The sequence below is a fragment of the Opitutaceae bacterium genome (genome assembly GCA_041395105.1).
Classification (GTDB): domain Bacteria; phylum Verrucomicrobiota; class Verrucomicrobiia; order Opitutales; family Opitutaceae; genus B12-G4.
Window position 1 is genome coordinate 210183 of record JAWLBB010000001.1, and the last position, 12288, is coordinate 222470.

11 protein-coding genes are annotated in these 12288 nt (G+C 62.3%); 3 read left to right on the forward strand and 8 right to left on the reverse strand.

Annotated elements, in window-relative coordinates; genetic code table 11:
- Positions 1–2 precede the first annotated feature (2 nt).
- Entirely contained in the window at positions 3–1001 is a 999-nt protein-coding gene (locus R3F07_00905) for an MlaD family protein (protein MEZ5274919.1), read from the forward strand.
- 30 nt (positions 1002–1031) lie between these two features.
- Here the strand turns inward: R3F07_00905 and R3F07_00910 are convergent, their stop codons facing one another.
- Positions 1032–1574 carry a hypothetical protein gene (locus R3F07_00910; GenBank protein ID MEZ5274920.1) on the reverse strand — a complete coding sequence of 181 codons (543 nt, stop codon included), beginning with the start codon at positions 1572–1574 and terminating at the stop codon, positions 1032–1034.
- A gap of 149 nt (positions 1575–1723) precedes the next feature.
- Here R3F07_00910 and msrA point away from each other — a divergent pair, with 149 nt between their 5' ends.
- The gene (gene msrA / locus R3F07_00915; protein ID MEZ5274921.1) at positions 1724–2353 is read left to right on the forward strand and encodes a peptide-methionine (S)-S-oxide reductase MsrA; all 630 of its coding nucleotides are present in this window, start codon (positions 1724–1726) and stop codon (positions 2351–2353) included.
- Here the strand turns inward: msrA and R3F07_00920 are convergent.
- From R3F07_00920 to R3F07_00930, 3 genes are all read right to left on the reverse strand, one after another.
- Positions 2343–3119, reverse strand: coding sequence for a sugar phosphate isomerase/epimerase family protein (locus R3F07_00920; GenBank protein MEZ5274922.1), 777 nt, complete (start codon positions 3117–3119; stop codon positions 2343–2345). The two genes, msrA and R3F07_00920, sit on opposite strands and share 11 nt — an antisense overlap.
- A gap of 152 nt (positions 3120–3271) precedes the next feature.
- Positions 3272–4045, reverse strand: coding sequence for a sugar phosphate isomerase/epimerase (locus R3F07_00925; protein MEZ5274923.1), 774 nt, complete (start codon positions 4043–4045; stop codon positions 3272–3274).
- A gap of 118 nt (positions 4046–4163) precedes the next feature.
- On the reverse strand, positions 4164–5321 hold the full coding sequence (locus R3F07_00930) for a Gfo/Idh/MocA family oxidoreductase (GenBank protein ID MEZ5274924.1): 1158 nt from the start codon (positions 5319–5321) through the stop codon (positions 4164–4166).
- A 189-nt stretch (positions 5322–5510) separates the two neighbouring features.
- On the opposite strand from R3F07_00930, the gene R3F07_00935 reads away from it, so the two are divergent.
- Positions 5511–7313, forward strand: a complete 1803-nt coding sequence (locus R3F07_00935; GenBank protein MEZ5274925.1) for an FAD-dependent oxidoreductase — start codon at positions 5511–5513, stop codon at positions 7311–7313.
- A gap of 372 nt (positions 7314–7685) precedes the next feature.
- Here R3F07_00935 and R3F07_00940 read toward each other — a convergent pair whose 3' ends face one another.
- The 4 genes from R3F07_00940 to argB form a co-directional block, all read right to left on the reverse strand.
- Positions 7686–8969 (reverse strand): argininosuccinate synthase, encoded by a 1284-nt coding sequence (locus R3F07_00940; GenBank protein ID MEZ5274926.1) that lies wholly within the window; start codon positions 8967–8969, stop codon positions 7686–7688.
- 150 nt (positions 8970–9119) lie between these two features.
- Positions 9120–10058, reverse strand: coding sequence for an ornithine carbamoyltransferase (gene argF, locus R3F07_00945; protein MEZ5274927.1), 939 nt, complete (start codon positions 10056–10058; stop codon positions 9120–9122).
- A gap of 53 nt (positions 10059–10111) precedes the next feature.
- Positions 10112–11347: an aspartate aminotransferase family protein gene (locus R3F07_00950; GenBank protein ID MEZ5274928.1), complete on the reverse strand. Its 1236-nt coding sequence runs from the start codon at positions 11345–11347 to the stop codon at positions 10112–10114.
- Positions 11348–11380: 33 nt separating this feature from the next.
- Positions 11381–12262, reverse strand: a complete 882-nt coding sequence (gene argB, locus R3F07_00955) for an acetylglutamate kinase (GenBank protein MEZ5274929.1) — start codon at positions 12260–12262, stop codon at positions 11381–11383.
- Positions 12263–12288: the final 26 nt, after the last annotated feature.

The following is a 12288-nucleotide window of genomic DNA, read 5'->3' on the forward strand; positions in this document are numbered from 1 at the left end:
CCATGAGCACCAGCATGCAATCCGTCCGCGTCGGCCTCTTCTTTCTTCTCGGCCTCGCCCTCATCTGGGTTGTCTTCGAGGCCCTCGGCCACAAACCGGTCTTCGGCGACAAGGGCTACGAACTGGTCGGCCGCTTCCAGAGCCTCAAGCAGCTGAAACCCGGAGACGAGATCCGCATGGCCGGAGTCAAGATCGGCACGGTCTCCGCCACCCGCCTCGGGGAGGGCGCGGTCGAAGCCGTCCTGACCATCGACAGCGGGGTCTCCATTCCCGCCGATTGCGTCGGCCAGATCGCGGCGGCCGGCCTTCTCGGCAACAGCTACCTCTCCCTCAACCTCGGGACGTCCTCTCTCGGGGCCTATAAACCCGGCGATACCCTTCAGACGATCGAAGCGATCGACTTGAATGATGTCCTGACCAAGATCGGCCGCTTCAGCGAGAAGCTCGACGGCATGATGGACAATCTCAGCACCGGGCTGGGTGGATTGACCGGCGGCGATGGAGCCGGCCTCTTCGCCAATCTCAATGGGATGGTCGAGGACAACCGGGAAAACCTCACCGCCGCCGTGGCCAACCTCCGCGAGGTTTCCGAGAAGATCAACCAGGGAGAAGGCACCGTCGGCCGGCTCCTCAATGACCCGGCGCTTTACGACCAGGTCCTCGCCGCGATCGAGGACATCCGGCAGGCTTCCGAGAACGCCTCAAAACTGACCGCCGATGCCGCCGACATCTTTGCCACCATCCGCGAAGGCAAAGGGGTGGTCGGCACCCTCGTCTACAATGAGGAGACCCGGGCCCAGATCGAAGCCACCCTCTCCAACGTCCGCGAAATCACCGACAAGCTCAATTCGGGTGAGGGCACCCTCGGAAAGCTCATCGCCGACGGCTCACTCTTCGACGACGCCAAGAGCACCCTGCAGAAAGTGGATACCGCCCTCGACAGCTTCAGCGACCAGGGACCGATCACCGCGGTCGGCGTCGGCGCCCAGGTGCTCTTCTGAGCGAAGGATCCGAACCGCCGCGCCGCGCCGTCACTCGATCCCCGATTTTGCGCTCCCGCCTTCGGCCTTAACGTAGAGGCCGTCGAAGGCGACGGTCCAGGTCTGCCCACCGTTGCTTGAGGACTCCCAGAGTTGGCGGACACTGCCGTCGTCATTCGGCGTCCAGGTAATCCGGTCAACGACAGTCGCGCCCTCCGCATCGAGACGCCGGCCCTCCAGCACCATTTTCCCGTCGACCAGCCCGCCTTCGAGCAGGAGAACGAGCCCGGAGTTATCCACCCAGAACTGCTTCCAGGTATCCGTGGTCGAATCATGGATATTCGTGCTGGTGCCATTGTAGCCACCGGTCCCGGTCCAGGTTTCCCGCAGGGCCCGACCCCCGACTATCGACTCGATCCGGTTGTGACCGGCCACTTTCCCATTGGCCGTGACCTCCCACTCGCCGATCCAGAAGTCAAACTGACGTGCCTTCTCGACGGGCGGCTCGGCGGGACCCTCCGCCTTGAGGATGACCGCAAGGAGCAGGAAGAGGGAAAGCGAAGCCAGGAAACAGCAGAATCGGGGTATTCGCATGGGGCAACCGGGGTTGGAGAACGAAATGAACCCGCCCGCGCAGCTGACGTCAACCCTTGAGCCTCCGGCCGGGAAGGCAGAATGGGGCCCCGGGTTGCGATCGGCCGTTTGTTGGGAAATAAATGACACTCCACGTCCCTCACACTCAGATGATCCGAACATCCGCCATTTTCCTGCTCTTCCTCGGCGCCGCCCTGGCTGCCTGTGCCAAGACTTCCTCCAAGACCCAGGGGGCCGGTAAGGACGGGAGTCTCGACGGCCTGGCTGTCGCCACCTTCGCCTCCGGCTGCTTCTGGTGCGTCGAGGCGATCTACGAAAGCGTCAACGGCGTCCATGAGGCCGTTTCGGGATATTCCGGGGGAGAGAGCAAAGACCCGAGCTACCGGAACAAGGGAGGGCACGCCGAAAGCGTCCAGGTCTATTATGATCCGAAGGTCGTCAGCTTCGCTGACCTGATCGAGGTCTATTTCAACTCCCAGGACCCCACCCAAGTCAACGGCCAAGGCAACGATCGGGGCGCCGCCTACCGTTCGATCATCTTCTACCGGACACCGGAGGAGAAGCAGATCGCCGAGAAGGCCAAGGCGGACCTGGCCGCCTCAGGGAAATACGACCGGCCGATTGCCGCGGAGATTCAGCCTTTCGTCCACTTCAAGGAAGCGGAGGATTACCATCAGGATTTTGAACGCAACAACCCGGACAATCCCTACGTGCAAAACGTCTCAATCCCCCGCCTCGAACGATTCAAGCAGCAGTGCCCGGCACTGATCAAGAAATAGCCCACTGCCGCCGCACCTCTCCCACCGCGGCAGCCTGCTGGTCAGGCAATGAGCTCCAATTGCCCTCGATCGAGATGAGTCGCTCATAACCGGCCGCCTTCAGCGCCGCCATGAACGGACGGAAATCGTCACCTTTGACCCCGGGCACCGTCCGTTCGGCTTTCTCTGCCAGATGGGCATGGTGCAGGAGGTGTCCAAACCGGCGGATCTCGTCGGGAGATTCGTCCTCCCGGAGCATGTGATAGAAGTCCGTCAGCAACCGAATGTGCGGATGATTCACCGCGTCCACCACCTGCGCCCCGTCCGCCAGCGAATTGATGAAATTGCACTCTGTCCGGCTGAGCGGCTCGATCACCACGGTGACCCCGTGACGCTCGGCCAGGGGTACGATCCGCCGGTTCGCCTCGATGAACTGGGCCAGCCCCTCGTCACGGGACAGCCCCTCGGGCAGCTTCCGGGCGCCGCCGCTGCCGAAAACAATCACCCCGATGCCGACCTGTGCCGCGCGCCGAAACGCCGTGTCGGCGTACCGTTCCAGGCGTCCATAATCGATGGCCGGACCCGTCACCCTCAGGTCGGCCGGCAGGAAGCAATTGGCCGCCGGGATCGGGAGAGCCAGCGACGCCGCCAGCCTCCGGTTGCTCTCAAAGACTTCGTCCGGTTGATCCGGCTTGAGGAACGACTGAACATTGGCCTCGACGTAATCAAAGGCCGGATGGGGGATCATCGCCAACGCCTCCGGCGACATGCAGATGCCGATTTTCATTGAGTGGATTGGGTAAAGAGCTCGGAGAAGATCTGCCGGATTCTCCACGGCTGGCCAGGGACGACCAGCCCTACCGATTGGCCAAGACCTTTGATTCTTATGTTCTTTGCAGTTCTCCCCTTAAAATTGCCCGATGGCCATCCGCAAAGTCCTTACTTCTCGACCAGGTTGGCCGCGATATAATCGTAGCTCTTCTTCAGTGACACAAAGGGATCGCCCGGGCAGGTGTCCTGTTCGACGATGAACCATTCGCAGCCCGCCTTTTCTGCCGCCGCCACGATACGCTTGAAATCGAGGTTGCCGTAACCGATCTCGGCAAAGACCGGCTTGTTCTCCGGCAGGTAGCCGTAGTCCTTCAGGTGAATGAGGGGCAGGCGACCGGCCAACCGGTTGCACCAGTCCACCGGGTCGCCACCGCCATACTGCACCCAGTAGGTGTCGATCTCCCCGACCAGGTTCTTCGGGTCGGTCGTCGCGTAAATCGTCTCGAGCAGGGTCTTCCCCCCGACCCGGAGAAACTCAATCGCGTGATTGTGGTAACCGAGCACCTGACCCGCCTCACGGAGAACCGCACCCGCCTTGTCCAGATCGGCCGCGAGGGAACGCACGTGCTCCGGATTGGAGAACTCCACCCCCGCCGGATAGGGATAGGCCGTGTACTTGCAGCCGAGCTTCTTCAAGCGCTCAACCACCACTTCGGGAGTCTTGCGGATGATGTCGCCGTTCTCGTGGGTGGCGCAGCAGGTCAGGCCTTCACCCTCGAGAATCCTGACAAGTTCGGCCTCGTCGATCGGTCCCATTCCGCTGACCTGGACCGACGTGTATCCGATCTCCCGGATCTTCTTCATCGATGCCGCGATGTCGGCCGGGGTCCTCGTGAACTCCCGAATGGTATAGAGTTGGGCGGCGACTTGATTGAGTTTCATGATAATGGGTTTCTGATTAAGTGTCTGGGAGTTTTGGCAGGAGAGGCTTTACGCCTCGATTACCCACCGGTTCGAGGCATAAAGCCTCTCCTGCAGGTAACTCCGGCCTTGGTCCGGTTCAGGAGGTGAATGACTTGGACATGTCCGCGGCGACCGACTTCTTCACCTTTTTCTTGCGGCGGGGTTTTGACTCGGCGATCAGCTTCTTCAAACGCTGCTCGTAAGCGCGACCGTTGAGCGGGAGTTCCACCGTCTTGCCGGTGAAGGCGGAGTGCAGAATGGCATTGCCCAGTTCAACCGAGTGGATGCCTTCGACCGCTGGGGCTAGGAGTTGTTTTCCATCGAGGATGGCATCGACGAAATTCTGAATGATCTCATTGTGCTGTCCGCCGTTACCCTTGACCGGGATGGTGATGTCCCAGGTATCCGGTTTGCCGAACAGCGTGTCCGACGTCCGGCTGAACTCGGAGGCGGGGATGACGTTGCGGGTAAAGGAGATCCCCCGTTCATCGATGACCACCCGCCCGCGTTCCGCCGCGATCTCGAGGCGGTTCGTGCCCGGGGCTTCACCGGTCGAGGTGATGAAAACGCCGGTCGTCCCGTCGTTGTATTCGAAGTAGGCGGTCACATCGTCCTCGACCTCGATCTGGTGGAAGCGGCCGAACTGGCAAAAACCACGGACCCGGTCCGGCATCCCGAAGAGCCATTGGTAAAGGTCGAGATTGTGCGGGCACTGGTTGAGGAGCACGCCGCCCCCCTCGCCGGCCCAGGTGGCCCGCCAACCACCGGACGCGTAATAATTCTCCGGACGGAACCAGGTGGTGATGATCCAGTTGATCCGGCGAACCTTGCCCAGTTCCCCGCTGCGGATCATCTCGCGGACCTTGGTGTAGTGGGGATCCGTCCGCTGATTGAACATGGCCGCGAAGACCAGCTTCTTGTCCGTATAGGCGGCGATCAGCCGCTCGGCATCCGCCTTGTGCACGGAAATCGGCTTCTCGACCAGGGTGTGCAGACCGGCTCTGAGTGACGCCGCACCGATGGTGGTGTGATCGTAGTGCGGGGTCGCCACGATGACCGCGTCGACCTCGCCGGAAGCGATCATCGCATCGGCCGAGGCAAAATGCCTGAGCTCGGGAAAAGGCTTCAGGCGGTCGGGATCGGTATCACAGACCGCGACCAGGGTTGCCCGGTCGATTCTCCTGTCGAGGATACTCCGGGCATGAACCGAACCCATATTGCCCAGACCAACGATGCCGAGTCTTACCTGCTTCATGAGGGAGAAAAGTGCGAAAACCGGGATTCAGTTCATCTGAAAACCACGGGCAAACACGTGTGTGAGTTTCCATCGGCAGAGTCAACTGGATTCACCTGTCCGTCTCAAGCGGGCCGGGAGTATCCGTGAAGGGCGTGCCCCCCGCACTTTGACCTTCTTACTTCCTCCGTTTTGCTGCAGACTGTCCCCATGCCTCGCCCCAACACACTCAAGGCGGATTTCTGCATCGCCGGAGGCGGTATGGCCGGAGTCTGTGCCGCCCTGGCCGCCGCCCGAAACGGCGCCTCCGTGGTCCTGATCCAGGACCGTTCCGTCCTCGGGGGCAATGCCTCGTCAGAGGTTCGGATGCACGTGGTCGGGGCCGACTGTTCGGGCGGCAAGCCCGGCGCGCGTGAGTCGGGCATCATCGAGGAATTGCGCCTGGAGGATGCCTTCCGAAATCCGCACCGCTCCTATTCGCTCTGGGATCTCCTGCTCTACGAGAAGGTTCACCTCGAACCGAAAATCACCCTGCTCCTCGACACCGTCTGCACCGGTTGCGTGACGACGACCCGTGCCTCCGGCCTCAAGGTCATCGAATCGGTCGAAGCCCATCGGGAATCGACCGAGGATCATTTCACCATCGAGGCCGCCTTCTTTGCCGATTGCACGGGGGACGGTCGCCTCGGACTTGAGGCGGGTGCGGATTTCACAATGGGGCGGGAAGACCGGGCCGCCTTCGGTGAAACCCTCGCCCTCGAGCAGGCGGACCGCCAGACCCTGGGCAGTTCCATCCTCTTCACCGCCCGGCGCCATGCCGCACCCCAGCCCTTCGTGGCCCCTTCCTGGGTCCGCTCTTTCAAGCAGAGCGACTTCGTCCACCGCGCGTTTGATGGCTACGAATATGGCTACTGGTGGTCGGAATGGGGCGGTCAGCTCGATACGATCAAGGACAATGCGGCGATCCGCCACGAACTGCTGCGAATCGCCCTGGGCATCTGGAACTACATCAAGAACTCCGGCAACCACCCCGACTCTGCCCATTGGGCCCTGGAGTGGGTCGGAGCCATTCCCGGAAAACGGGAATCCCGGCGCTTCCTCGGCCGCCATATCCTGACCGAACACGATGTGCTGAAGGGAGTGACCCCGCCCGATCAGGTCGCCTATAGCGGATGGGCCATCGACCTGCACCCCCCGTCAGGCGTCGATGTCCCGGAAGAGCCGCCCTACACCCCCACCCGGTTCCCCCATCTCTTCGGAATCCCGGTCGGCTGTTACTGCTCCCGCAATGTGGGCAATCTCTTCATGGCCGGACGGAATATCAGCGCCACCCACGTCGCCTTCGCCAGCACCCGGGTCATGGGCACCTGCGCCATCGGGGGTCAGGCGGTCGGCACCGCCGCCGCCCTCCTGCACGGATCCGGCAAACAGAGCCATCTCGAGCTGACCGCCGGCAGCCCGCAGATCCACGCCCTCCAACAACGCCTCCTGCGCGACGACGCCTTTCTTCCGGGAATCGTAAGCGAAGACGAAACGGACCTCGTCCGCACCGCCGTCATTCGCAGTCCCGATTCCGCGCCCGGGATGGAATGCCGTTCCCTCACCGATGGCGTCACCCGCAGGCTGAAGGCCGCATGGGGAACCTGGGCCTCGGACTCTGCGCATCACTTTGAGTCGGCCGGACTCCCCGCTTCCATTGAGATCACCCTCGCCCGGGAAAGCCGGATCCGGACAATCGAGATCACTTTCGATTCCGGCTTCGAACGGCCCCTCGCGATCACTCCAAGCGACTGGTTCACCGCCAGGATGACGCGCGGACCGCAGCCCGAACTGGTCCGGGACTACCGGATCCGCGTGGACGGGCAGGTCGTGATCGAGGAGGTTGGCAACTTCCTGCGCAAGCGTGCGCACCGGTTGAAGGAGACCGTCACCGGGTCGGTCATCCGCATCGAACTCCTGGCGACGCACGGACTGCCGGTGGCGCGGGTCTTCGAAGTCCGGGCCTATGGTTGAGACCTCGTGCAGAGAGGTGCCCGAATGGCGCCAGGCCAACGCTTCGACGGACGGCCCAGCGGTCCGTCCCTACCTGTTTGGCGGTCGCGCTGGGGCACGACCCTCCACTGAAACCTGGTTGAGGGACACGAATCAGTTGTTGGGGATCTGGTATGGCCAAGAACCTGTAGGAGAGGCTTTACGCCTCGATCCTAAACTGCCTGGACAAGAATCGAGGCGTTAAGCCTCTCCTACCCAACCCGCCGGATCCTATTGGCGGTCGCGCTGGGGCACGACCCTCCATCTGAAACCTGGTGGAGGGACACGAATCAAATGTTGGGGTTCTGGTATGGCCAAGAGCCTCTAGGAGAGGCTTTACGCCTCGATCCTAAACTACCTGGCCTTCCGGGCACGGGCTTTCTTCTTCGCCGGTGTCTTCGATTTCCTGGTGGCTGCTTTGGCGGATTTCTCCGCCGCGTAGCGGGCCCGCAGGCGCAGTCCGTTCAAGCGGATGAAACCGGTGGCATCGTTCTGGTTGTAGCTGCTGGCCACGCCTTCCATCGAGGCAATCTCGGGATCATAAAGCGAGAAGACCGACTTCCGTCCGCAGGTGATGACGTTGCCCTTGTAGAGCTTGAGCCGGACCGTCCCGGTAACGCTTTTCTGACTGTCGTCCACCAAGGCCTGGAGCGCCTCCCGCTCGGGCGCAAACCAGAAGCCGTAGTAGACGAGTTCCGCATACTTCGGAATGAGCGAATCGCGCAGGTGCATGAGGTCACGATCCATGGTCAAGGTCTCCATCTGCCGGTGGGCATGCAGGAGGATGGTGCCGCCCGGAGTCTCGTAGACCCCCCGGCTCTTCATCCCGACAAAGCGGTTCTCCACCAGGTCGACGCGGCCGATTCCGTGTTTGCCGCCCAGGCGGTTGAGCGCGCGCAGAACACCGGCCGGTGTCATCCGCCGACCGTTGACCGCCACGCAATTCCCGCGTTCGAACTCGAGCTCGACATACTCGGCCTTGTCCGGGGCGTCTTCCGGAGAGACCGAGAGCTTGAACATGCCCTTGTTCTCCGGAGTCGTCGGGTCAAACCAGGGATCCTCGAGGATGCCCGCCTCATAGGAAATGTGGAGGAGGTTGCGATCCATCGAATACGGCTTGGACGCACTCGCTTCCACCGGGATCTTCTGGTCCTGGCAATACCGGATCATCTCGGTCCGACCGGGGAAATCCGCCCGGAAGGCATCGATCTTCCACGGTGCGATGACCTCAAGTTCGGGCGCGAGAGCCGCATAGCTCAGCTCAAACCGGCATTGGTCATTGCCCTTGCCCGTGGAACCGTGAGCCACCGCGTCCGCCTTCTCCCGCCGGGCCAGGTCGATCTGCGCCTTCGCGATAAGCGGGCGCGCGATCGACGTGCCAAGCAGGTACTGACCCTCGTAGATCGCGCCGGCCCGCATCATCGGATAGATGTAGTCGGCGGCGAATTCTTCGACCAGATTGAGCGTGTAGTGCCGGGTGGCCCCGGTCCGGCGGGCCTTGGTCGAAAGCCCCTTGAGTTCCTCCTCCTGGCCGATGTCGGCCGCAAAGGTGACGACTTCTGCGCTGAAATGATCCTTCAGCCAGTGAACGATGACGGAGGTGTCGAGACCACCGGAATAGGCGAGTATGATTTTCATGGTTCGAATTGTTTAGCGAAAGACTGGATGTAGGGCAGATGATCTGAACTCCAAAATAGCCTTGGAGATGTAGTCACGGCAGTCTCTTGCCGTGGATGGATGTTGGTGCGCCCCAAGAGACTGGGGCGGCTACACCTTTCGACATCATTGTCAACCGGACGAGGCCAGCGCGGCGATGATCGCCTTCTGGGTGTGAAGCCGGTTCTCGGCCTGGTCAAAAACGATGGAACGCTCGCTGTCGAGCACCTCCTGCGTGACCTCCTTGCCCGCGTAGGCCGGCAGGCAGTGCATGAAGAGCGCACCCGGCCGGGCCACCCGGAACAGATCGGACGTCACGGAATAGGGCCGCATCCGCTCGATGCGCTCCTTCTCCTCCTTCTCCATTCCCATGCTGACCCAGACATCGGTGTAGAGGACATCGGCATCGCGAGCCGCCTCGACCGGGTCGGTCGTGAAATGAAACCGCCCGCCCACGCCCCTCTCCTCCAGCAGGCGACGGATTTCCGGTCCCGGTCCGAAGCCTTCCGGCCCGGCCAGGCTGATCTCCATCCCGAAGAGGCCGGCTCCCAGTATCCAGGAATTGGCGACGTTGTTCGCGCAGTCGCCGAAGAAGGCCACCTTGCGGCCTCGCAGGGACGCGGCCAGATCGCCGTCACCCGCCCAGCATTCGGCCGCGCTGAATGCGTCGGTGAAGAACTGGCAGGGGTGCAGAAGATCGGTCAGGGCATTGATGACCGGCATGGATCCGAAGGAGGCCAGGTCCTCGACATCCTTTTGATCGAAGGTCCGGACGACCAGTCCGTGGAGATAACGGGAGAGCACCCTGGCGGTATCCGCAACACTCTCGCCCCGACCCAACTGGATATCATTGCGACTGAGAAAGATCGGATTGCCGCCGAGTTCATGGATGGCCACCTCGAAAGACACCCGGGTCCGCGTGCTCGACTTGGCAAAGACCATGCCCCAGGACTGGCCCTTGAGCGGAGCCGAGCCGTCGCGGCCGCGCGTCGATTTGAACCGCCTTGCGGCACGGAGCAGATCGGCGGCTTCGTCCGGGGTGAAATCGGTTTCCTTGAGGAGGTGCTTCATTGCGATGGGAATTCGGATGGAATGCGAAGGCCGGGGGCGCCGCCCCGGACCGGTCAGGCGTTGCCCTTCTCCAGAACGCCGGTCAGGATGGCGACCGCTTCGTCCAGCTCGCCGCGGGTGGCGATGAGCGGAGGGAGGAAGCGGATGACATTGCCTCCGGCCGTCGGCACGAGCAGGCCCGCTTCCCGCAGGGCGGCATGGACCGGAGCCGGATCCTCCTTGAGTTGGAGGCCGATCATGTAGCCAAGTCCACGGACAGCGACAAGGCGGTCGGGAAAACGGTCGCAGAGCGCCTGCAACTGTCCGAGAAGATGGAGGCCATTTTCCCGGATCTTCTGAAGGAAGTCGTCCGCATCCACAATATCGAGGACGGCAAGGGCCGCCGCGCAGGCCAGGGGCGTGCCGCCGAAAGTGGTCCCGTGGGAACCGGGGGTGAAGAGATCGGCCGCCTTTTCGCCGGCCCAGATCGCCCCGATCGGAAAACCGCCGCCCAGCCCCTTGGCCATGCCGATCGCATCGGGCCGGACACCCGAATGCTCGAAGGCGAAAAACCGGCCCGACCGGCCCACCCCGCACTGCACTTCGTCGAGGATGAGAAGAAGATCGTGCTGATCACAGAGGCGGCGGATGCCGTGGAGGAATTCCGGTTCACAGGGGTGAATCCCGCTCTCACCCTGGATCGTCTCGAGGAAGATGGCGGCCGTGTTTGGTCCAATCAGGCGCTCGAAGCTCTCGAGATCATTCAGGCGGCCGAAGGAGAAACCCTCCAGCAGGGGTCGAAACCCCTTCTGGATCTTTTCCTGCGGCGTGGCACTCATCCCGCCGAACGTCCGGCCGTGAAAGGCATTCTCCGCGCAGATCACCCCGGTGCAGACCCCTTCCTGCCCGGTTTTGCGCAGACCGTGGAGGCGGGCCAACTTGAGCAGGGCCTCATTCGCTTCAGCCCCGCTGTTGCAAAAGAGAACCCTTCCCGGACCGGCTTTCTGGACAAGCCTCCGGGCCAGTTCCCCCTGGGTGGGATTGCGGAAGAGATTGCTGACATGGACGAGTTCGCCCGCCTGCCGCCGGACCGCCTCGACCCAATGGGGATGGCCATGCCCGAGAGCGGTCACCGCGATGCCGGAGGTGAAATCCAGAAACTTTTTCCCGCGATCGTCCCAGACCCGGGTCCCCTCGCCCCGGACCAGGGTGAGCGTGGCACGCCCGTAGTTGCGGATCACATACTGATCGTAGAGCGAGGCAATGGCAGTTTCGTTCTGGGTGCTGCCGGCGAGGGTTTGCGGGTTCATTTTTGCATGGGGTTCCGGACGCGGGTTCCGCGGCTATTCCTGGACGATTTCCGTTCCAATTCCTTTGTCGGTGTAAATCTCGAGCAGAAGGCTGTGCGGCATCCGACCGTCGATGAAGTGGACCCGGTGGACGCCTTCCTGGAGCGCCCGGACGGCGCTGTGGATCTTGGGCCGCATGCCACGGTCGATGATTCCCCGGGCCTTGAGTCCCTCAACCTCGGGTTCCTTGACCGTGGAGATCAGGGTGGAGGGGTCATTGTGATTTTCGAGCAGACCGGGCACGTCGCTGAGGTAGACCAGTCGCCGCGCCCTCAGGGCCACCGCGATGCGGGAAGCAGCCAGATCGGCATTGACGTTATAGGCCTTCCCGTCCCGCCCGAGGGCGACAGGCGAAATGACCGGCACGAAGCCGTCGGCAATCGCCTTCTTGATCAACTTGACCTTCACCTCGACCACGTCGCCGACATACCCGAGATCGACCGGACGACCGTCTTCGTCAACCGTCAGTTTCTCGGCGACCAGTAGGGTGTCGCCCGGCATGCCGAGGGCCTTCGCCTTGCGATCGGCGATCATCCGGCAGACGTCCGGATTGACTTCGGTATCGAGGGTTTTCTTGACCACCGCCATGGTCGCCTCGTCCGTGACCCGCATGCCGTTCTGAAAAACGGGCGTAAGGCCGGATTCCGCCATGGCCCGGCTGATCGATTTGCCTCCGCCGTGCACGACCACCGCATGGATCCCGACCGCCGCCAGAAACGCAATATCCCCCGCCACCCGCGACCGGACCTCCGGATCGGGATCATCCATGAAACTGCCGCCATATTTGATGACAAAAATGGCATCCCGAAATGACTGGATATAGGGGAGGGCCTCGAGAAGGACCCGTGACTTGGCGATCTGCTCGGAATAAGGCATCGATTCAGGGCTCGGGGTGGAATTCA

What these genes read in the sequence shown, in the direction of transcription:
- R3F07_00905 (MEZ5274919.1), top strand. Translation starts at nt 3, where the DNA reads ATGAGCACCAGCATGCAATCCGTCCGCGTCGGCCTCTTCTTTCTTCTC.
- R3F07_00910 (MEZ5274920.1), bottom strand. Translation starts at nt 1,574, where the DNA reads ATGCGAATACCCCGATTCTGCTGTTTCCTGGCTTCGCTTTCCCTCTTC.
- msrA (MEZ5274921.1), top strand. Translation starts at nt 1,724, where the DNA reads ATGATCCGAACATCCGCCATTTTCCTGCTCTTCCTCGGCGCCGCCCTG.
- R3F07_00920 (MEZ5274922.1), bottom strand. Translation starts at nt 3,119, where the DNA reads ATGAAAATCGGCATCTGCATGTCGCCGGAGGCGTTGGCGATGATCCCC.
- R3F07_00925 (MEZ5274923.1), bottom strand. Translation starts at nt 4,045, where the DNA reads ATGAAACTCAATCAAGTCGCCGCCCAACTCTATACCATTCGGGAGTTC.
- R3F07_00930 (MEZ5274924.1), bottom strand. Translation starts at nt 5,321, where the DNA reads ATGAAGCAGGTAAGACTCGGCATCGTTGGTCTGGGCAATATGGGTTCG.
- R3F07_00935 (MEZ5274925.1), top strand. Translation starts at nt 5,511, where the DNA reads ATGCCTCGCCCCAACACACTCAAGGCGGATTTCTGCATCGCCGGAGGC.
- R3F07_00940 (MEZ5274926.1), bottom strand. Translation starts at nt 8,969, where the DNA reads ATGAAAATCATACTCGCCTATTCCGGTGGTCTCGACACCTCCGTCATC.
- argF (MEZ5274927.1), bottom strand. Translation starts at nt 10,058, where the DNA reads ATGAAGCACCTCCTCAAGGAAACCGATTTCACCCCGGACGAAGCCGCC.
- R3F07_00950 (MEZ5274928.1), bottom strand. Translation starts at nt 11,347, where the DNA reads ATGAACCCGCAAACCCTCGCCGGCAGCACCCAGAACGAAACTGCCATT.
- argB (MEZ5274929.1), bottom strand. Translation starts at nt 12,262, where the DNA reads ATGCCTTATTCCGAGCAGATCGCCAAGTCACGGGTCCTTCTCGAGGCC.